The organism is Burkholderiales bacterium, from assembly GCA_035560005.1.
Classification (GTDB): domain Bacteria; phylum Pseudomonadota; class Gammaproteobacteria; order Burkholderiales; family Eutrophovitaceae; genus DASRFY01.
Genome location: DATMAN010000090.1, coordinates 1 through 19,206 on the forward strand (window position 1 = coordinate 1; position 19,206 = coordinate 19,206).

General features: G+C 64.9%; 19 protein-coding genes. 10 read left to right on the top strand and 9 right to left on the bottom strand.

What is annotated here, in order from left to right; all coding sequences use genetic code 11:
• A partial coding sequence (locus VNM24_13235) for a hypothetical protein (GenBank protein HWQ39544.1) occupies window positions 1-720 on the bottom strand: 720 nt, incomplete at its 3' end.
• 361 nt (window positions 721-1,081) lie between these two features.
• Here VNM24_13235 and VNM24_13240 point away from each other — a divergent pair.
• The gene (locus tag VNM24_13240; protein ID HWQ39545.1) at window positions 1,082-2,197 is read left to right on the top strand and encodes a 5-methyltetrahydropteroyltriglutamate--homocysteine S-methyltransferase; all 1,116 of its coding nucleotides are present in this window, start codon (window positions 1,082-1,084) and stop codon (window positions 2,195-2,197) included.
• Window positions 2,198-2,436: 239 nt separating this feature from the next.
• Here VNM24_13240 and VNM24_13245 read toward each other — a convergent pair whose 3' ends face one another.
• The gene (locus VNM24_13245) at window positions 2,437-3,450 is read right to left on the bottom strand and encodes a TRAP transporter substrate-binding protein (protein HWQ39546.1); all 1,014 of its coding nucleotides are present in this window, start codon (window positions 3,448-3,450) and stop codon (window positions 2,437-2,439) included.
• A 117-nt stretch (window positions 3,451-3,567) separates the two neighbouring features.
• Here VNM24_13245 and VNM24_13250 point away from each other — a divergent pair, with 117 nt between their 5' ends.
• Together VNM24_13250 and VNM24_13255 are read left to right on the top strand one after the other, a co-directional pair.
• Window positions 3,568-4,185, top strand: a complete 618-nt coding sequence (locus VNM24_13250; protein HWQ39547.1) for a 2-hydroxychromene-2-carboxylate isomerase — start codon at window positions 3,568-3,570, stop codon at window positions 4,183-4,185.
• A 378-nt stretch (window positions 4,186-4,563) separates the two neighbouring features.
• Window positions 4,564-5,082 carry an OsmC family protein gene (locus VNM24_13255; GenBank protein ID HWQ39548.1) on the top strand — a complete coding sequence of 173 codons (519 nt, stop codon included), beginning with the start codon at window positions 4,564-4,566 and terminating at the stop codon, window positions 5,080-5,082.
• A gap of 54 nt (window positions 5,083-5,136) precedes the next feature.
• Here VNM24_13255 and VNM24_13260 read toward each other — a convergent pair whose 3' ends face one another.
• Entirely contained in the window at window positions 5,137-6,351 is a 1,215-nt protein-coding gene (locus tag VNM24_13260; GenBank protein HWQ39549.1) for a threonine ammonia-lyase, read from the bottom strand.
• 233 nt (window positions 6,352-6,584) lie between these two features.
• Entirely contained in the window at window positions 6,585-6,788 is a 204-nt protein-coding gene (locus VNM24_13265; protein HWQ39550.1) for a cold-shock protein, read from the bottom strand.
• 197 nt (window positions 6,789-6,985) lie between these two features.
• On the opposite strand from VNM24_13265, the gene VNM24_13270 reads away from it, so the two are divergent.
• Window positions 6,986-8,362 carry an MFS transporter gene (locus VNM24_13270; protein ID HWQ39551.1) on the top strand — a complete coding sequence of 459 codons (1,377 nt, stop codon included), beginning with the start codon at window positions 6,986-6,988 and terminating at the stop codon, window positions 8,360-8,362.
• Between the two features lie 19 nt (window positions 8,363-8,381).
• Window positions 8,382-9,206 (top strand): aldo/keto reductase, encoded by an 825-nt coding sequence (locus VNM24_13275; protein ID HWQ39552.1) that lies wholly within the window; start codon window positions 8,382-8,384, stop codon window positions 9,204-9,206.
• On the opposite strand, the gene VNM24_13280 is transcribed toward VNM24_13275, so the two are convergent.
• From VNM24_13280 to VNM24_13290, 3 genes are all read right to left on the bottom strand, one after another.
• Window positions 9,201-10,385 (bottom strand): fumarylacetoacetate hydrolase family protein, encoded by a 1,185-nt coding sequence (locus VNM24_13280; GenBank protein HWQ39553.1) that lies wholly within the window; start codon window positions 10,383-10,385, stop codon window positions 9,201-9,203. The genes VNM24_13275 and VNM24_13280 overlap by 6 nt on opposite strands.
• Before the next feature lie 8 nt (window positions 10,386-10,393).
• Window positions 10,394-10,957 carry a hypothetical protein gene (locus VNM24_13285; GenBank protein HWQ39554.1) on the bottom strand — a complete coding sequence of 188 codons (564 nt, stop codon included), beginning with the start codon at window positions 10,955-10,957 and terminating at the stop codon, window positions 10,394-10,396.
• 153 nt (window positions 10,958-11,110) lie between these two features.
• On the bottom strand, window positions 11,111-11,578 hold the full coding sequence (locus VNM24_13290; protein HWQ39555.1) for a fasciclin domain-containing protein: 468 nt from the start codon (window positions 11,576-11,578) through the stop codon (window positions 11,111-11,113).
• A gap of 179 nt (window positions 11,579-11,757) precedes the next feature.
• Between VNM24_13290 and VNM24_13295 the strand changes: the two genes are divergently transcribed.
• Window positions 11,758-13,152 carry an exonuclease domain-containing protein gene (locus tag VNM24_13295; GenBank protein ID HWQ39556.1) on the top strand — a complete coding sequence of 465 codons (1,395 nt, stop codon included), beginning with the start codon at window positions 11,758-11,760 and terminating at the stop codon, window positions 13,150-13,152.
• A 104-nt stretch (window positions 13,153-13,256) separates the two neighbouring features.
• On the opposite strand, the gene pcaD is transcribed toward VNM24_13295, so the two are convergent.
• Window positions 13,257-14,042, bottom strand: coding sequence for a 3-oxoadipate enol-lactonase (pcaD, locus tag VNM24_13300; protein ID HWQ39557.1), 786 nt, complete (start codon window positions 14,040-14,042; stop codon window positions 13,257-13,259).
• A 93-nt stretch (window positions 14,043-14,135) separates the two neighbouring features.
• Here pcaD and araD1 point away from each other — a divergent pair, with 93 nt between their 5' ends.
• From araD1 to VNM24_13320, 4 genes are all read left to right on the top strand, one after another.
• Window positions 14,136-15,137, top strand: a complete 1,002-nt coding sequence (araD1, locus tag VNM24_13305; GenBank protein HWQ39558.1) for an AraD1 family protein — start codon at window positions 14,136-14,138, stop codon at window positions 15,135-15,137.
• The gene (locus VNM24_13310; GenBank protein HWQ39559.1) at window positions 15,134-16,084 is read left to right on the top strand and encodes an NAD-dependent epimerase/dehydratase family protein; all 951 of its coding nucleotides are present in this window, start codon (window positions 15,134-15,136) and stop codon (window positions 16,082-16,084) included. Before araD1 ends, VNM24_13310 begins: the two co-directional genes overlap by 4 nt.
• A gap of 183 nt (window positions 16,085-16,267) precedes the next feature.
• The gene (locus VNM24_13315; protein ID HWQ39560.1) at window positions 16,268-16,957 is read left to right on the top strand and encodes a hypothetical protein; all 690 of its coding nucleotides are present in this window, start codon (window positions 16,268-16,270) and stop codon (window positions 16,955-16,957) included.
• Window positions 16,958-17,163: 206 nt separating this feature from the next.
• The gene (locus VNM24_13320; protein HWQ39561.1) at window positions 17,164-18,267 is read left to right on the top strand and encodes a 3-deoxy-7-phosphoheptulonate synthase; all 1,104 of its coding nucleotides are present in this window, start codon (window positions 17,164-17,166) and stop codon (window positions 18,265-18,267) included.
• Window positions 18,268-18,388: 121 nt separating this feature from the next.
• Here the strand turns inward: VNM24_13320 and VNM24_13325 are convergent, their stop codons facing one another.
• On the bottom strand, window positions 18,389-19,117 hold the full coding sequence (locus VNM24_13325) for an alanyl-tRNA editing protein (GenBank protein HWQ39562.1): 729 nt from the start codon (window positions 19,115-19,117) through the stop codon (window positions 18,389-18,391).
• Between the last annotated feature and the right edge of the window lie 89 nt (window positions 19,118-19,206).

Here is a 19,206-nt window from a genome sequence, read left to right on the forward strand (position 1 = left end):
GAACACGAGCACTGCTGCGATCAGCAAGCAGATGACCGCGATCGTGAGCTTCTGCTTGCCGTCCAGCGCGGCGCTCCCGGCATGCGGTTCGACTACCGGCGCGGTGGCGCCCGAAGCCAGTAGGTGCGCGCCCCCGAAAAGCAGGTAACCCGCTATGCCGACGAACGACTGGGCAACCAGCGAATTGAAATAGTTGCGCCAGGCGACGTCTTCCAGTCCGATCTTCGCCATCAGATCGTTGGCGATGATCCCGGTGGGAGCGAATGGGGACAGCGCTCCCGCGTTGGCGCCGGTGCAGACCATGATCGCCATCAGGAACGCAGGCACCGCGGCTCGGCCCGCGGCCGCCATTGCGATGGGCGCGAGCAACGCCACGGCGGCGATGTTGCCAGGGCCGACGGATGCGAACACCAGCGCCAGCCCGAAGAAGATGAGCGGAATCATTCCCGTCCGGCCGCGCGCAAGCCGGGTTGCCACGGCAGCCACGCGCTCCAGTGTCCCGTTCTCCCGGGCCTGCGAAAACAGGAAGGTGACGCCCAGGAGCGTGACAAACAGGCTCGAGGGAAATCCCGCGATCACCGCGCCTGGCCTCATGTCGCCGAGGCCAGTGCCGACCAGAAAGGCCAGCGCAATCGAGATCAGGCCGATGTTGACTGCCGTGAAACTGCCGATCAGGATCGCCGCGAGCAGCGCAGTCAGGGAAACGAACGCGAGGTCCATGTTTGTGTTCTTCCGGCGGGCGCCGGCTCTCCTCCACTTCGATGTTACCAGCCTCGTCGAAAACCCAGAATGAAGCGCTCACCGCCAGAGGACGCAGAGGAAAGACGAAGACCAAATAGGAGGAGCGGACCTTAGGAATCTGGTCTTCGTCTTTCGTCAGTGCGGGTGGCCTTATCCCTGGCGTGCAGGGCAGGAGAACATTTCCTGGACTCGCCCTGCTCTTCCCTCCGTCTCCTTGGTGGTTCATCTCTCCCGGATTACTGTTCCTCCGCGTCCTCCGCGGTGAGAGTCTGTCTTGAGCCTTGCGTAGGAGAAGAAGGCAAGCTGCTAGACTTGGGAAAAGAGTGTGGAGGAGATCGGCATGAGCGCCCGCACAGTCCCGCCGTTTCGCGCCGACCATGTCGGCAGTTTCCTGCGCCCGCCGCAACTGTTGGAAGCGCGCGAGCGGTTCCAGAGAGGCGAAATCCCGCGTGCCGAGCTGCGCCAGGCGGAAGACGCAGCGATCCGCGACATCGTCCGTTTCCAGGAGGACCTCGGATTGCAGGGCATTACGGACGGCGAATTCCGCCGCACCTACTTTCACATCGATTTCCTCGAGCAGCTCGAAGGTGTCGAAACCCGGGGCGGTATCTCGGTGAGCTTCCGCAGCGCTGCGGGCCAGGTCGATTTCTCACCGCCGATCATGCACGTGACCAGGAAACTCAGGCACATGCGCCCGATCCAGGTCGCCGATTTCGAGTTTCTCAAGTCGGTGACCCGGCGGCTGCCGAAAGTCACCATCCCCTCGCCGACCATGCTGCATTTCCGCGGCGGCCGCCAGGCGATCAGCAAGGAGGCCTACCCCGAGCTGGAGCCGGCGTTCTACGACGACGTCGCCGCCTGCTATCGCGCAGAGCTCAAGGCACTGGCTGACGGGGGTTGCCGCTATGTCCAGCTTGACGACACCAATCTCGCCTATCTGTGCGATGCAAAGATGCGCGAGGGTGCGCGTCAGCGCGGTGACGATCCGGACGCACTACCACGCCGCTACGCCCGGCTGATCAATTCCGCCATTGCCGGGCGGCCTCCGGAGATGACGATCTGCGTCCATCTGTGCCGAGGCAATTTTCGCAGCGCCTGGGCGGCGGAAGGCGGCTACGAGCCGGTTGCCGAGGTCCTGTTCAACGAACTGGCGGTAGACGGCTACTTTCTGGAATACGACGACGCGCGCTCCGGCGACTTCTCGCCGCTGCGATTCGTGCCCAAAGGCAAGATCGTCGTGCTCGGCCTGGTCAGCACCAAGGTCGGCGAACTGGAGTCGAAGGACGAGCTCAAGCGCCGCATCGACGAGGCGTCACGCTACGTCGAGCTGGAACAGCTCTGCCTGTCGCCGCAATGCGGGTTTTCCAGCACCGTGCACGGCAATCAGATCGCCCGCGATAGCCAGGCCGCCAAGCTTCGACTCGTGATCGACACCGCGCGTGAAGTCTGGGGCTAGAACCGGGCTCGAACCGCCGAGACGCCGATTGAAATCGAAGAGCGAAACACGAAGACACGAAGAAACAGGAGAGAAAGACGGCGCACCTCGAGGATGCAACCACGCGCATCCCTGTGGCACACCGACCCTTGGGAGCGGTTCGGTGTCGAGCATTGCTCGACAACCTTCGATCGTGTGGTTCGCGTTGAAATTCGGTTCTTGCCGTTATCGTGTCTTCGTGTTCCGCTCTTCGGTCGGGGTTACCTCGAGTGTTTGGCGAGAAGGCGCCTGGCGTTCTCGAGCAGCGCGCGGCCGTCGGCGCCCTTCGACGAGACTTCCCGGATCCAGGCATCGATGAGCGGCCGAGATGCCGCCTGCCACTGCGCAATCGTTTCGTTCGGAATGACGTTGATGGTGTCCGCCGGGAGGCGGCTGCGGTTGGCGACCTCGGCGTCGGCGAACACCCGGCCGATCCGCGCCGACAGCTCGATCCCACTGTTGGCGTCGATCACTTTCTTCAGCTCGGGCGGCAGCGCTTCGTACTTCTCCCTGTTCATCGCGAGAATGAACACCGAAGTGTAGATCTTCGGCTGCGACGGGGCCGGTTCGCTGTGGAAGCGCGTCAACTCGTCGGCCTTGATTGCCGGCAGAACTTCGTAGGGCAACAAGGCGCCGTCGATGACGCCCTTGGATAACGCCTCGGCGACCTGCGGGACCGGCATACCGACGGGAGTCGCGCCCAGCGCTGCGATCAGCTTGTTGGTCTGACGCGTGGGCGCGCGGATCTTCTGCCCGCGCAGGTCGGTATGGCGCACGACCGGTTTCTTGACCATGTGCAATACCCCGCCGTCGTGCACATGGAACGCCAGGGGCCGCACGTCGGAGAATTCTTCGGCGGCGTATTGGCGCACAAAGTCCCATACCGCCTTGCTGGCGCTCTGCGCATCCCGGATCATGAATGGCAGCTCAAACACCTCGGATCGCGGAAAGCGCCCGGCCGCGTAGCCGGGGATCGTCCAGATCACGTCGACCACCCCGTCCTTGACCTGCTCGTAGAGCTGCGGTACCGCCCCGCCCAGCTGCATCGACGGATAGATCCGGCACTGAAGGCGCTGTTTCGACTCGCTGGCAAGCTTCTCGCACCAGGGCACAAGCACCTTCTGGTGCGCGGTCGACGAGGTGGGCAGCGGATGGTGCACTTTCAGGACGACCTCCTGCGCGCCGGCCGCTGCCGGCAACGCCATCGCAAGCACTGCAACGAGCGTTCGAGCCATGGCCATTTTCATCTTTCCTCCCGTCGAGCTTGTGCCGCTCCCGCCTCGGTGTTGTTCGCGCCAATGGTAGACTCTGCGGCCCGCATCGGCCACCGCTCGCAGCGAGACAGCAGTCACATGGACAAGATCATCGACTACTACTTTTCCCCGATGTCTCCCTGGACCTACCTCGGTCACGAACGCTTCATCGGGATCGCGAAGAAGCACGGTGCGCGGATCGAGGTCAAGCCAGTGGACTATGGGAAGATCTTTCCCGTCTCCGGCGGCCTGCCGCTCGCCAAGCGGGCGCCGCAGCGGCAGAAGTACCGTCTGGTCGAGTTGCAGCGCTGGCGCAGGCATCTGGGCGTGCCGCTGGTACTCCAGCCGAAGTACTTTCCCTACGACACCGGGCTCGCCTCGCGGATGATCATCGCGGCACGCGCGCTCGGCCAGGACTCTGCGCTGAAGCTCGCAGGCGAGGTCCTCAAGGGATGTTGGACGCAGCAGCGCAACATGGCCGACGAGCCGGAACTGAAGGCGGCAGCGGAATCGATCGGCCTCGATGGCGACGCCTTGCTCGCCAAAGCAAAGGGCCCCGAAACCCAGTCTGAATACGACCGCCTGACCGAGGAAGCAATCGGCCGCGATGTCTTCGGCGCGCCGACTTATGTCTTCCACGGCGAGCTGTTCTGGGGGCAGGATCGGCTCGACTTCCTGGATCGGGCACTCGGAGAAGACCTCCGGGAAGGCTTGTGAGGGAGCAGAAAGGCGGACTGCCAATGGATTCCCGCTTTCGCGGGAATGACGATATCGTTCGATCCAAGCAGCTTTCAACAAGCTGCTGGTCCGCTTCACCGCACTCCGCCTCGGCTTCCTGCCCTGCAGCCGTTGTGCCACCCTGCTTTATTCTTCTTTGTCCTGAGCACAGAACTCCTCATTCTTTCCCTTTCGATCTGGATTTGCGCATAGTTTGCCTGCCGACCGGAGCCATGCAAAGCCGGTCGGACTCGGTCCGGAAGCGTGCTTCCGGACCCGCGGCTTTTGATCGGGCAGCTTGCGGCCGCGTGAGGACATTCCACCGCTAAAGCGCCGCGGAGCATCTCCGCGGGCCCATAACCTGGAGGAGATCTCCGCATGTCCCGTTTTACCGAACTGTTCAAGCAGACCCAGTCCGCGCTGAAGGCCGACCCGTCGCAGGCCGTTGCGAAGTTCAGCGTCTCCAGCCGCGGCAAGGACGGCCTGCACCGTCATGTCCAGATCCGTGACTTCGGCGTGGAAGTCGATGAGCCGCCAGTCCTCGGTGGAACGGACAGGGCGCCCAACCCGGTCGAGTACGCGCTCGCCGCGCTGGCGAGTTGCCAGGAAATCACCTATCGGCTGCACGCCGACGCACTGGGCATCCCGCTCAACGATGTGTCGGTGACCCTCGAGGGTGAGATCGATCTGCGTGGTTTCTTCGCCGCCGCGGACGATGTGCGGCCGGGCTTTCTTCGCATCGAAGGCAAGGTGGCATTCGACAGCCCGGCGACCCCGGAGCAGTTGCAGCATCTGAAGCGGGTCGTGGATTCCCACTGCCCGGTGCTCGACCTGCTGCGCAACAACACACCGGTACAGATTTCGATCGCCGAACCGGGCCTGAGGCGGGCAGCCTGAGCGCTTGTCCGACCTGACCCGTCCCGCCTCTTCACCTCCCTGGAGGCGGGCGGGTCAATCGTCGGTATTGTGCAGTCTCGCCTTGAATCCCGCCGCATCGAGCGCGGCGAGGATCTGCTGCACGTGCTCCATGTCGCGGGTCTCGAGCACAAAATCCACCTCCGCGCTCTGCACCGGTAGCCGAGTGAAGGCCCGCTGATGGTGGACCTCCTCGATATTGGCGTTGCTCTCCGCGAGCACCCGCGTCACCGCAGCGAGCGATCCCGGCAGATCGCGCAGCTGCACCTGTAGGCGGGTCAGCCGTCCGGAGCGCACCATGCCGCGCTCGATGATGTCGGCAAGCACCAGCGGGTCGATGTTGCCACCGCTCAGAACCAGCCCGACTTTGCGGCCGGCAAAGCGCTCGCGGTATCTCATGAGCGTGGCGAGCCCCACGCTTCCGGCGCCTTCGACCACGGTCTTCTCTATTTCCAGCAGCAACACGATGGCCTCTTCGATGTCGCCCTCGTCGACCAGCAGCAGGTCGTCGACCGCGCGGCGCACGATCTCCAGCGTGAGCCGGCCTGGCTCCTTGACCGCGATCCCCTCGGCGATCGTGCTTGTGCCGAATTCCGGCTGCTGCCCTTTCAGTGCGCAATACATCGAGGGAAAGCGCACCGTCTCGGCTCCGATGATCTCGATATCGGGCCGGATTGCCTTCGCTGCGATCGCCACGCCCGAAATCAGTCCCCCGCCACCGACCGGCACGACCATCACTTCCAGCCCCGGATGCGCTGCGAGCATCTCCAGCGCAATCGTTCCCTGCCCCGCGATCACCTTCCCGTCATCGTAGGGATGAACCAGCGTGAGGTTCCGTTCCTGCATCACGCGCAGGGCATGGGCCTTGGCTTCGTCGAAATTGTCCCCCTGCAACAGAACCTGCGCGCCGAAGTGGCGCGTGTGTTGCACCTTGACATGCGGGGTAAAGCGCGGCATCACGATCACAGCCGGAATCCCGAGCTGCCGGGCGTGATACGCCACGCCCTGCGCGTGGTTGCCGGCGGACACCGCGATCACACCCCTGGCGCGGCTCCCGGCGTCGAGCGAGAGCAGCTTGTTCAGTGCGCCGCGCTCCTTGAACGACGCGGTGAACTGGTGGTTCTCGAACTTGAGGTAAACCTGCGCGCCGGTGATTTCGGAAAGCGTGCGCGAGTGCAGGCAGGGCGTCTCCACGATCCTGCCGGCGATCGCCGCGGCGGCCGCGCGCACGTCTTCGAAGATGACAGTCATTGCCGCAAAACTCCCCAGACCCTGCACTGTAGCACTACAAGGATCAAGCCTTTTACCGCGCGGACGGCAAGCGAGACACGAACAGGAAAGATCCGAGGGGGAGCGGCAGCATCAACAACGCGATCTGCTCTGTCTGTCCGGTTTGCTGCGCATGCGCGCGGCTGAGTGCCTGCAGAGCGGCAAGGCAACAAAAAAGCCCGCGCGAGGCGGGCTTTTCTGCGGAAATTCCGGCGTCAGGCGATCTCGATGTTCGAGGCCTGCTTTCCTTTCGGTCCCGTGGTAATGTCGAAACGCACGCGCTGACCCTCCTTGAGGGTCTTGAATCCGTTGGCCTTGATGGCGGAGAAATGCGCGAACACGTCCTCGCCGCCGTCGTCCGGGCGGATGAAGCCGTATCCCTTCGTCTCGTTGAACCACTTGACGCTACCGGTTGCCATAACTGACTCCTCAATGCCTTTACAGAAGAAAGAACCAGGCCTGCGGGCCTGAGCGATGATTTGGACGACAGAGACTGCGTATGGCAGAACCGATACCCGAGGCCCACTGCGTACAAAGCACGGGCGAATGATACTCGATTTCGTGGCCCCGCAAGGCCCGGTCCCGCCCACTGCCGTGATGCCGGTAGAATCCGGGCATGGACGAGCCGCTCTCCCTGCGACTGCTCCACCGTGTGGTGCGCGTGGAAACCGCCGAAGTGGCCGCGATGCTCTGGTCGTTCGGCTACTTCTTTTGCCTGCTGTGCAGCTACTACATCCTGCGGCCGGTACGCGACGAAATGGGAATCCAGGGCGGTCCCGAGAATCTGCAATGGGTATTCACCGGCACCTTCCTGACGATGCTGGCCGCCGTGCCGCTGTTCGGCTGGCTGTCCGCCCGCTGCCCCCGCCGCGTGCTGCTACCCGTCGTGTACCTGTTCTTCACCGCGAACCTTCTTGCCTTCTTCGTTCTGCTCGAAACCGGCGCCGCTCCGCGGCTCACCGCGCAGGCTTTCTTCGTCTGGGTGAGCGTGTTCAATCTGTTCGTGGTGTCGGTGTTCTGGAGCTTCATGGCGGATCTGTTCCGCAACGAACAGGCACGGCGCCTGTACGGTTTCATTTCGGCCGGAGGGAGCACAGGCGCGCTGGTCGGACCGGTGCTCGTGACCACGGTGGCGCCGGACTTCGGACCCACGGCCCTGCTGCCGGTGTCCGCCTGCTTTCTGCTCGGCGCACTGATCTGCATTCGACGGCTCGGCGCTTGGGCGCGCGGCGGTGTCAACGAGAAGCGCGAATCGGCGGCGGGCAGCGCGCTGGGCGGGGGTGTCCTGGCCGGCATCGGCCTGCTGTTGCGCTCGGAATATCTGCTGGGCATCGCTCTGTACGTGGTGCTGTTCACCGTCCTCTCGACCTTTCTGTATTTCCAGCAGGCCTACATCGTGTCCGGCACGATTTCCGATCCAGGCAGCCGCACCGCGCTCTTCGCGACACTGGATCTCGTGGTCAACGTGCTCACCCTCCTGTGCCAGATATTCGTCGTCGGCCGCCTGGTCGGGCGGTTCGGCGTCACTGTGGCGCTCGTTCTGCTCCCCGTCGCGGCGATCGTCGGCTTTTTCTTCCTGGGTCTGTTCCCCACGCTTGCAGTCCTGATTGTCTTCGGCGTCGTCCGCAGGGCCGGCGAATACGCGATTACCAAGCCGGCGCGCGAGATCCTGTTCACGGTGGTCAGCCGCGAGGAAAAGTACAAGGCGAAGAACGTCATCGACACCGTCGTGTATCGCGCCGGAGACGCGGTGAGCGGGTGGCTGTTCGAGGGCCTGCGCATTCTCGGGATCAGTTTTGCCGGTGTGTCTTTCGTGGCCGTGCCCATCGCGGCTCTGTGGGCCACCACCGGATATCTGCTCGGCCGTCGGCAGGAGCAATTGCGAGCAGCGTTGATGGCCAAGCGCCGCATCCCTGTCTATGAACCGTCGAGTCCTGCTGAAAGCCCTCTGGGCGCTGCCCTGGACGGTGCCGCTCAGCCGCATCCGCGCTGAGACCCCGACCGCTCGCGCGATGCTCAGGCGTGCAATCCCGCGCAGTGGCGAATCGCTCCCGGTGGTGGGCCTGGGAACCTACCAGACGTTCGACGTTGGCGATGATCGCGCCGCACGCGAACCGCTCAGGGAAGTCTTGCGCGCACTGGTCGAACACGGCGGCAGCGTCATCGACAGTTCGCCGATGTACGGTTCTTCGGAAGCCGTGGTGGGAGAGCTTTGCGCCGAACTCGAATTGCGCCCCAGGCTGTTCCTCGCCACCAAGGTCTGGACTTCTGGACGCGATGCGGGCGTCCGGCAGATGGAGCAATCTCTGCGCAGGATGCGCGCCGAAAGCCTCGACCTCATGCAGATTCACAACCTGGTCGACTGGAGAACGCACGCGCGCACCCTCCGCGAATGGAAGCAGGCCGGCAGGATCCGCTACGCCGGCGTCACGCACTATCACTCCGGCGCCTACGACGAGCTCGAGCGAGTGATGAAGACCCGGCAGTTCGACTTCGTGCAGCTCAACTACTCGATCGCGGAACGCGAGGCCGAAGAAACGCTTCTGCCGCTGGCGCAGGAGCTGGGCATGGCAGTCATCGCCAACCGCCCGTTCGCACAGGCCAGTCTGTTCTCGCGCGTGCAGGGCAGGCCATTGCCGTCATGGGCGGCGGAGTTCGACTGCGGCTCTTGGGCGCAGTTCTTCCTGAAGTACATCCTGGCCCACCCGGCGGTGACCTGTGTCATCCCGGCGACCAGCAAGCCGAAACACATGCTGGACAACCTGATGGCCGGCTATGGCAAGTTGCCGGACGAGAAAGCCCGGCGACGGATGACACAGTTCCTGAGCGGCCTATAGAAGGCCGCGCTGCGCAAGGTTCAGCATCAGATCCGCGATGCCGAATGTCCAGGGCGCGATGCGGTCGCAATAGTTCACGCGGTTGACGAGCGTACCCAAGCGCTCGGCACGGATCGTGACCACGTCGCCCAGGCGATGGGTGAAGCCTTTGCCGGGTTCGTGGCGATCCTGGATCGGTGCGAACTGAGTGCCCAGAAACAACATCAGTCCGTCGGGATACTGATGCATCCGATTGATCGCTTGCGCAACCAGCTCCAGCGGATCCCGGCTGATCCGCTTCAAGTCGCTCGTGCCCTGCAAGCGGTATCCGTCCGTACCACTGACTTCGATCTCGATGCGCGTGGCGCGCAGATCGTCCATCGCGTACTTGCTGTCGAAGAGCCGGATGAACGGGCCGATCGCGCAACTGGCGTTATTGTCCTTGGCCTTTCCGAGCAGTAGCGCGCTGCGTCCCTCGAAGTCGCGCAGATTCACATCGTTACCGAGCGTGGCACCCACGACCCTGCCCGCCCGATTCACCGCCAGGACCGCTTCGGGTTCAGGATTGTTCCAGGACGAATCCGGCCGGATACCGATCTCGGCGCCGACCCCCACCGCCGACATCGGCTGCGCCTTGTTGAAGACTTCGGCATCGGGGCCGATGCCCACTTCCAGGTACTGCGACCATAACCCGCGCCGGATGAGCGACGCCTTGAGCTTTGCCGCCTCCGGCGAGCCGGGCTTCACGCTGCGGATGCTCGCGCCGATTTCTTCGCCGATCGCGCGGCGAACCTCCTCGGCTTTCGCCGGGTCGCCCTTGGCATGCTCCTCGATCACCCGCTCGAGCATGCTGGACACGAAGGTGACGCCGCAGGCGCGCAGCGCCTGCAGATCGCACGGCGTGAGGAAGTAAGGCTTGGAGGGATCGCGCCGCTCGGCGTGGGAGTTGTCCAGCAGCGCTTCGACGCTTCCGATGCGCCGGGCTCGTCGGCCTTTCAGGGCGTCCTGAACCAGCGCGAGCGGATCGACGGCGTTGAGCAACTGGCTCGACGTGGCCACGACGCGCCCAAGGTCGTACACCGCTGCGTCGCGGATCGCCACGGGGCTGGGACCCGGCACGCGACCGGGCACCCATGCCCGGCCGATCAGCGTGGCGATCTCCGCGTCCTTCGGAAGTATGTTCTGCGCAGTCAGATGCATCGTGGCCCTTATTCGCTCTTGTACATCATGAACAGCATCTCGGGCGTGCACTCCGGGGCGCAGATCGCACCCCAGCCACTGTTCGCGTCAGTCATCGGGAAATACACCTCGAAGCGATGTCCCAGCTCATTGGCTGCCTCCAGGCGCAGCACGCGCTTCGGCGGCGCATCGGGCCGGTAATTGGGCAGCAACGCGACCAGTGCGTCGTTTCGCCTCAGCGCCGCATCGCCGCTCAACTCTTCGACGGACAGCGAGGTGAAGTAGCGCGCTCCCGGTTCGGCGCGCGACGCCATCGGACTGTAGGCGGCGATCAGGGGCTGGTCGAAGTAGCTCGCCGGGTAGCGCCACACCCAGCCTTCGCGCGCCACGATGATCTGGCCGATGGGCAGGCACGACAACTGCGCGAACGGCTCGATCGCCAGGGGCAGCCGGGTGACCGCATCGGCGGGTGGATGCTCGCAATCGAAGGGCCAAGCAGCCGCGGGAACTTCGCCTTCCCGATGGGCCAGAGCAGCCGTAAGGAAGCAGACTGCCGCGAAGCATGCAGCCGCTGGTAGTGAAGCGCGTCGCATCGATCTCCTCCGTGGTCTGGCGGGGAGAGTATAGCGACCGGACGCCGCGCCGGAAAAAGGGGCCCGGGCGAGCGCGCGAGACCGTGGCTGAAGCGGGGAGCGGGACGCAGGCCCCGCACCCCCGAGTCCCGGCTCGCCGGCCGGGCTTCGCCTTTACCGAGGAATGACGACGGAGTCGATGACGTGGATGACGCCGTTGCTGGCAAACACATCTGCCTTGATGACTTTGGCGTTGTCCACCTTTACGCCGTCCGTCGTGCTCACGGACAGCGACTGCCCTTGCAGGGTCTTGACCTTGCCCGGCCTGACGTCAGAAGACATCACTTTTCCCGGCACCACGTGATAGGTCAGGACCTGGGTCAGCTTGTCCTTGTCTTGCAGCAGCGCCTCCAGCGTTCCGGGCGGCAGCTTGGCAAAGGCCTCGTCGGTGGGCGCGAAGACGGTGAAAGGGCCGCCGCCCTTGAGCGTATCGACCAGCCCGGCTGCCTGCACGGCGGTCACCAGCGTCTTGAAGGAGCCGGCGGCCACGGCGGTGTCGACCAGATCGGCCGAAGGGGGCTGGGTTCTGGTGTCGGCCGTCGCGCAAGCCGACGTCACGACAACGGCGGCGCTGAGCAGCAACGCCCGAAGTATCGCAGAGATTTTCATGTTTCCCTCGTTAAAATGGTTTGTCGATGACTGCTTTGTCCGAACCCTCCCCGGCAGCCACCTCCGACACGGTGTCCAACCGGCGAGTTCCGCACGCCGCGCGCACGGCCAGGTCGTTGTCCACGCAGTCCCTTCCCGCGAATCGCTAGTCGATGCTGGACCGCTGCGTGGTCTTTCTGGATGTCGAGACGACCGGCGCGATTCCGGGCCTGGACCGGATCACCGAGATCGGCCTGATCGAAGTGGACGGCGGGCGGGTCGTGGCCGAGTGGAGCTCGCTCGTCAATCCGCTGCGAAGCATTCCACCGGAGATTCAGGAGCTCACCGGCATCACCGATGCCATGGTCGCCGAGGCGCCGGGATTCGACCGGCTCGCGCCCGATCTTTACGCGCGGCTGCAGGGGAAGGTGCTGGTGGCGCACAATGCCCGCTTCGACTATGGATTCCTGCGGCAGGAATTCCGCCGCGCCGGGTATCGCTACACCGCGCCCGTGCTGTGCACCGTGAAGCTCTCGCGCCGTCTCTACCCGCACGAGCGCCGGCACAATCTCGACGCCCTCATCGCGCGACACGGGCTGCCGTGCGAGAAGCGCCATCGGGCGCTCGCGGACGCCCGCGTGTTGTGGGCGTTCACGCAGCGCATCCACGATCGCTTCGGTGCCGACTGCGTGCGCGTCGAGGCCGAACAACTGCTGCGTCCGCCGGCGCTGCCGCCGGCTCTCGAGCCGGACGCACTGGAGGACCTACCGGACGGCGCGGGCGCCTATGTGTTCTACGGGGAAGGCGACGTGCCGCTCTACGCAGGCGGCAGCGCCCACCTGCGCACGCGCGTGCTCGCGCACTTCGGAGGTGAAACGCACCGCGACCGGGAAATCACACGCCACGTGCGGCGCGTTGACTGGATCGAGACCGCGGGAGAGATCGGCGCGGCGATTCAAGAAGCGCAGTTGCTGGAGAAGCTGCAGCCCGCGTACAACCGCAAGCCCTGGCGCAGCGAGACGCTTTGCTTGCGCTGGAACCCGGTGGACGGTCCGGCACGCCCCGCGCTGGTCGAAGTTTCGGCCGCGGACTTCGTCGGCCCCCGGGACCTGTTCGGCCCGTTCAGTTCCAGAACTGCTGCCCACAATGCTTTGCGTACACTGGCCGAGGGCCACGGCCTGTGCCTCATCGCGCTCGGTCTGGATTGCGGCGACGGCCCCTGCTTCAACGTTGCGCGCAAGCGCTGTCGCGGCCTGTGCGTCGGCGCGGAACCCGAGCGGCTGCACACGGCGCGCCTTGCCGCCGCCCTCGCTCCGCTGAGGATCCAGCAGTGGCCGTTCGAGGGTCCCGTCGGCGTGCGCGAAACCGATCCTTTCACCGGCCGACGGCAGATACACGTCTTCGACCGCTGGTGCTGGCTCGGCAGCGCGGACATCCAGACTGAAGTCGCCGAGATTCTGCAAACGCGCTCCGGCGGCGCGTTCGGCATCCACACTTACAGGCTGCTGCGCCGATTGCTTCGGCAACCAGCGAAGGGGGTCGAGGTCATCGACCTGCCGCCAGCCTGAGGCGGCGATCAACACCGGTTGGCAAGCGCGCATCGCCGGCCTTCAGGGTCGAAGGTTTGTGTCCTCACCTTCGCGTCCCCCGCGGCCAGCGGCGGCTTCGCGATTCAATGTGCGCCCAGGAACCGGTCCAGGACGGTGTTGAACTCTTCGCTCTGCTCCAGGTTCGACAGGTGCGAAGCGTTCTTGAGCACCACGAGTTCCGAACCTGGAATCGCGTCATGGATCGCCTCCGACATGGCAGGCGGCGTGCCCACGTCGTGCTCGCCGACGACGACGAGCACCGGACAGCGGACCGCGCCGAGCTTGCCGGTCAGATCGATCCTGGGGATGGCGTAGCAGCAGCCGATATAACCCGCGACCGGGGTGCTGCGGATCATGTCGCCGACCCGCTTCATGACGTCCGGACGCAGCTTGCGGAACGGTTCGGTGAACCAGCGCTCCAGCGTCGGCTGCACCAGCGGCTCCATGCCCTGTTCGCGCGCCGTCTTGATACGACCATCCCACACCGGTTGCGCCTCGGGCGCAATGCGGCTCGCGGTGTCGCACAACACCAGGGTCCTGAACACGCCCGGGTACTTGAGTGCGAAAGTCATTCCGATCATCCCGCCCATCGACAGTCCGACGAAATGCGTCTCGCGAATGCCCAGGGCATCGAGCAAGCCCTTTAAATCGGCTGCGAGCTGGTCCAGGGTGTAGGCGCCCTCCGGCGCGTCGCTGTCACCATGGCCGCGCGTGTCGAAGCGCAGAACCCGATAGCGGTCGCGCAACATCGCCGCCTGTTCGTCCCACATGCGCAGGTTGCAGGCGAGCGAATGACTGAACGTTACCCATGGTCCGTTCGAGCCCTCGATTTCGTAGTTGATCCGGATTCCGTCGATGCTTGCCTTCATGATCGTCCTCCACTGCGATCAAGTATAAGGCGGGTGTAACATTCCCGCTGTTCGGTATGGCGCAAATCAATGTGAAGCGCCAAGGAGAGAACAGTGAGAATCGTCCAGTTCCGCGGCCGCGATGACGCGCGCAAGGTGGGCATCGTCACGGCGGATGGCAGTAGTCTGGAAGTCGTGCGCGGGGCGCGCTATCTGTACGACCTGGCGCAGGAAGCGCTGCGATCCGGCACGCGGCTCGAAGTGCTGATCGCGTCGCGCGCCAGCGGGCAGCGCGAGAGCTACGACGACGCCGTCGCGGAAAAGCGCTTGCTTCCCCCGTTCGACCATCCGGATCCTTACCACCTGCTCGTGACGGGAACGGGGCTCTCGCATCTGGGAAGCGCCGCGGCCCGCGATGCGATGCACGCCAAGATCCAGAAGGAGGAATCCGAACTCACCGATTCGATGAAGATGTTCAAGTGGGGCGTGGAAGGCGGCAAGCCCGCTCCCGGGGAGATCGGCGTACAGCCCGAGTGGTTCTACAAGGGCGACGGCCGCTGCGTGGTGGGGCCCGAGGAGCCGCTGGAACTGCCAGCCTACGCGCTGGACGGCGGAGAGGAAGTCGAGGTGGTCGGCCTTTATCTCATCGGCCCATCGGGCGAAGTGGCGCGGGTCGGATTCGCGCTCGGCAACGAGTACGCGGACCACGTCATGGAACGCCAGAATTACCTGTACCTGGCGCACTCCAAGCTGCGCCAGTGTTCGTACGGGCCGGAGCTTCTGCTGGGCGAGCTGCCGAAAAGCGTTTCGGGCCATGCGCGCGTGCTGCGCGGCAGCCGGGTGTTGTGGGAAGAAGACTGGCTCTCGGGCGAAGACAACATGTGCCACTCGATCGCCAACCTCGAGCACCATCACTTCAAGTATCGCGAATTCCGCAGTCCCGGCGACGTGCACGTGCACTTCTTCGGCGCGGCGACCGGCAGCTTTGCCAAGAAGCTCGAGACGAAAGTGGGAGACGTGTTCGAGATCTCCTCGCCGGTGTTCGGACGCGCGCTGCGCAACCCGATCGGACCGGCCATCGAGCCACGGCGTTACATCGCGGTCCGATCTCTGTGAAGGAGCTGCACGTCGTTTTCGGCACCGGGCCACTGGCGCTCGCCGTGATGCGTGCGCTGCGCAAACGCGGCAAGCGCGTGCGCATGGTCAACCGCACGGGTTGGGCGGGGTTCGAGAAGGACTTGGACACCGAAGTGGGCGGCATCGACGCCGCCGACCCGGCGCAGGCCCGCGAAGTCTGCCAGGGTGCCGCGTGCGTCTATCACTGCATCGGCTTGCCTTATGCCGAGTGGGACCGCCTTCCAGCGATCGCGGCGGGAATCCTCGATGGCGCGGCCAGCGCCGGCGCGCCGCTCATCTATGGCGACAACCTCTACATGTACGGGCCCGTGGCGGGCCTCATGCACGAAGACCTGCCGGCCGCGGCCGGCACGCGCAAAGGCCGCATCCGCGCCCAGGTGGCCGATTGCTTGCTGGAGGCGCACCGCGCCGGGAGGATCAGGGCCGCCATCGGGCGCGCATCCGATTTCTTCGGGCCGCACGCCACGGACAACGCGATGATGGGCAGTCGCGTGTTCGGCGCCGCGCTGGCGCGCAGGACCGCGCGCGTCATCGGCAACCCGGATGCGCTGCACAGCTATACCTATCTTGAAGACTTCGCCGGGGCCCTGGTCGCGATGGGCGAGCGTGTGGAAGCGCTCGGAAGCGTCTGGCACGTGCCGACGGCTCCCGCAGTCACCACGCGGGAATTCGTCCACAAGGTGTACCGCGCGGCAGGAGCGCGTCCGAAGTTGATGGCGGCGGGCCGCCGCCTGCTCTCGGTGGCCGCGCTCCTTGACAGCCAGCTCAAGGAGCTCGGAGAGATGCTCTACCAGTTCGAGCGCGATTTCGTGCTGGATTCGACCCGCTTCGAGAAGACCTTCGGCATTGCACCGACGCCGCTCGATGACTCGATCCGCGCCACCCTCGACTGGTTCCGGGGCAAGGCCGTGCGCGCCCGGCTCTGACAGGGCCGGGCGTTTCCGATACCAGGATAGCCACGAGAAGGCGCGCGGCAATTGTGACAGAGGGAAGCGTGTCTCGTCGCTTCGTGGCGACAGCTTGAAGTCGAAGGTCGGCCGATGCAAGATGAACTTGTCCGGCGCGCTTGCGTCCCAGAGAGGTAAGCACAGTGAAGTGGAGGAGACGACATGCGCAGGCTCAGTGATCTGTTCAAGACGGCCGCACTGGCGGGCGCGCTGCTGTGTGCATGGCCGGCCCTTGCGGACGAGGCCTCCGAGGCTCCGGCCACGGCGGTGCACGTGGAGAGCAGCTTGACCACACAGTTCTCCGAGTTCGCCGGATCCGAGGAAAACGCCGCGGCCCTGGTCGGCGGTCTGCGTCAAGGCAGCGAGATCGTGTTCGACGACGGCACGGTGCTGCCGTCCACCGGCCAGACCATGGGCTATGGCGAGGTCAAGATCAGCCTGGCGCTCGCCGAAGCGATCTTGCGCGAGGCGGGCATCGAAGACCCGACGCCGGAGCAGATTGCGGCGGTGCTCAACGGCGGTACCATCGCCGGGCCGGACGGCCCGATCACTTATGAAGGGATCCTCGCGCAGCGCGCGGCCGGGCAGGGTTGGGGCGAGATCGCGCAGGAGCATGACCTGAAGTTGGGGCAGGCCGTGTCGGCCGTAAGCGGTCGGAAAGGTGCCACGGGTAGCACCGACGCCGCAGCGCAGCAGCGTGTGCAGGCCGCGAAAGCGCAGCGTCCCGAGCGGCTCGCCGATGCGCAGCGCGTGCACAAGATCGAGCGCCCCGTGAAGATCGAACGGCCGGCGCGCATCGAGCGACCAGTGAGAATCGAGCGACCAGTCCGACCGGAGCGTCCGTTCAAGTAGACGCTTTCCTGACGAGCCAAGGGCGACCCACCGGTCGCCCTTTTTCTTTGCTGGCCTGGCAAGCGGCGCCGACGTCGCGGCCGGCGACGCCCCGGCTGCCCAAGTGGCTTGGCCTGCTTCCATGGCTTGAATAATCAAACACCTGGCCTAGAATGCGATCCTTCGGGCCGCGCCGTGGGGCCATTTGCCGCTTCCGGGAAAGAGAAATGGACGAGAAACTCATCTACAACGTCAACGTCATCGCGCAAGACGTTCTAGCGACGCCGGAACACGTCAAGCGGCAACTGCCGATCACCGATCGCGCCGAACTCACCGTCCTGGAGAGCCGGCACATCGTCGAGCGCATTCTCGACCGGAAGGATCATCGCCTGATGGTCGTGGTCGGGCCATGCTCGATCCACGACCCGGTGGCGGCGATGGACTACGCCCGGCGGCTGAAGCAGCTGGCGGACGAAGTCGCCGACACGCTGTTCGTGATCATGCGCGTGTACTTCGAAAAGCCGCGCACCACCACGGGCTGGAAGGGTTTGATCAACGATCCGCACATGAACGACTCGTTCGACGTGGAACACGGGCTGAAGCTCGCGCGCAAACTGCTGATCGACGTGAACGAGCTGGGCCTTCCGGCCGGAACCGAGGCGCTGGATCCGATCACGCCGCAGTACCTCGGCGACCTCGTCACCTGGAGCGCGATCGGCGCCCGTACCACCGAGTCGCAAACCCACCGGGAGATGGCGAGCGGCCTGTCCACTCCGGTCGGATTCAAGAACGGCACCGATGGGGGGCTCACGGTGGCGATCAACGCGCTGCTGTCGGTGTCGCGTCCGCACAGTTTCCTCGGCATCAACCAGAAGGGTCAGGTCGCGGTCATCCGCACTGCAGGCAACCGCTACGGCCACATCGTTCTGCGCGGAGGTTCGAAGGGCCCGAACTACGATTCGGTCACGATTTCCCTGGTGGAGAAAGAGCTGGCGAAGCACAAGCTGCCGGCAAACATCATGGTGGACTGCAGCCACGCCAACTCCAACAAGGACCACAACCTGCAGCCGCTGGTGATGCACGACTGCGCGCACCAGATCATGGAAGGCAATCAGTCGATCATCGGAATGATGCTGGAGAGCAACATCCACGCGGGCAATCAGCCGATCCCGGCGGATCTGTCGCAGCTCCGCTACGGCGTGTCCGTGACCGACGCATGCATCGACTGGGCCACGACCGAAAAGCTGCTCAAGGACGTGCGCCACAAACTCGAGGACGTGCTGCCGAAGCGGATTCCCAAGCTCGCTGAAGTGCGACCGCTCAGGGCTTAGCGGCTGCTGGAACGGGTGACAAGTGGCGAGTGACGGCGGACGAGCGAAGCGTGGCTCGGGCTTCGCGTCGACACCCGCCCCGTCTGCGTATTCGCTTTGTTCACTCTTTGGCTGCTGCCCGTCATGCGTCACCCGTGCCTGGACTTTTCAGCGCGATCGTCACGCGACGGTTGTGCGCGCCCTTGTTCTCGATTTTGACGATCTGGACCGATCCGATCTCGGCCGTGCAGGCCACATGCGTTCCCCCGCAGGCCTGCAGATCGACGCCGCGGATCTCCACCAGGCGCACCCGGCCAAGTCCCCGCGGCGGGGCGACGCTCATGGTCTTCACCAGCTCGGGACGCGCATCCAGTTCCTGGCCGGTGATCCAGCGAGACACGACGCCGTGGCTGCCCGCGATCAAACGGTTGAGTTTTTCCTCGACTTCCTCGCGATCGAGCACAGTATCAGGCAGATCGAAATCGAGCCGGCCCGAGTCGTAGCGCACCGAACCGCCCGTCACAGCGGCGGGAATGACCGCGGACAACAGGTGCAGCGAGGTATGCACGCGCATGTGGTGGTGACGCCGGTCCCAGTCGATCGCGGCAATCACGCGATCGCCGGGTCGTAACGGGTCACCGCCCGGGGCCGGAACATGCACGACTTCGTCCGGGCGCGCGCCTTTGCGCGTATCGACGATCTTTGCCTCGCGCCCGTCCTCGGTGCGCAGCGTTCCGTTGTCGCCCGGCTGGCCGCCACCGGTGGGATAGAAGATCGTGCGGTTAAGGACAATGCCGTCCTCCCCGACCCGGACGACTTCCGCCGCGCAGACTCGCAGGTAAGGATCGTTGTAGAAGATCAGGTCGGTCATCGCAGGTGCCGCTCGCTTCCCCGTCCGGTACGTAGCGAGCGTGGAGAATTGTAATGCCTGAGGCCCGCCGCCGGACAGAACGCGCGCCG

Coding starts and splice junctions, on each gene's coding strand:
- VNM24_13245 (HWQ39546.1), bottom strand. CDS start 3,450: ATGGCTCGAACGCTCGTTGCAGTGCTTGCGATGGCGTTGCCGGCAGCG.
- VNM24_13280 (HWQ39553.1), bottom strand. CDS start 10,385: ATGCATCTGACTGCGCAGAACATACTTCCGAAGGACGCGGAGATCGCC.
- VNM24_13320 (HWQ39561.1), top strand. CDS start 17,164: ATGGACGAGAAACTCATCTACAACGTCAACGTCATCGCGCAAGACGTT.
- VNM24_13325 (HWQ39562.1), bottom strand. CDS start 19,117: ATGACCGACCTGATCTTCTACAACGATCCTTACCTGCGAGTCTGCGCG.
- VNM24_13275 (HWQ39552.1), top strand. CDS start 8,382: ATGCTCAGGCGTGCAATCCCGCGCAGTGGCGAATCGCTCCCGGTGGTG.
- VNM24_13295 (HWQ39556.1), top strand. CDS start 11,758: ATGCTGGACCGCTGCGTGGTCTTTCTGGATGTCGAGACGACCGGCGCG.
- VNM24_13255 (HWQ39548.1), top strand. CDS start 4,564: ATGTCCCGTTTTACCGAACTGTTCAAGCAGACCCAGTCCGCGCTGAAG.
- VNM24_13250 (HWQ39547.1), top strand. CDS start 3,568: ATGGACAAGATCATCGACTACTACTTTTCCCCGATGTCTCCCTGGACC.
- VNM24_13270 (HWQ39551.1), top strand. CDS start 6,986: ATGGACGAGCCGCTCTCCCTGCGACTGCTCCACCGTGTGGTGCGCGTG.
- VNM24_13260 (HWQ39549.1), bottom strand. CDS start 6,351: ATGACTGTCATCTTCGAAGACGTGCGCGCGGCCGCCGCGGCGATCGCC.
- VNM24_13315 (HWQ39560.1), top strand. CDS start 16,268: ATGCGCAGGCTCAGTGATCTGTTCAAGACGGCCGCACTGGCGGGCGCG.
- VNM24_13240 (HWQ39545.1), top strand. CDS start 1,082: ATGAGCGCCCGCACAGTCCCGCCGTTTCGCGCCGACCATGTCGGCAGT.
- pcaD (HWQ39557.1), bottom strand. CDS start 14,042: ATGAAGGCAAGCATCGACGGAATCCGGATCAACTACGAAATCGAGGGC.
- VNM24_13265 (HWQ39550.1), bottom strand. CDS start 6,788: ATGGCAACCGGTAGCGTCAAGTGGTTCAACGAGACGAAGGGATACGGC.
- VNM24_13285 (HWQ39554.1), bottom strand. CDS start 10,957: ATGCGACGCGCTTCACTACCAGCGGCTGCATGCTTCGCGGCAGTCTGC.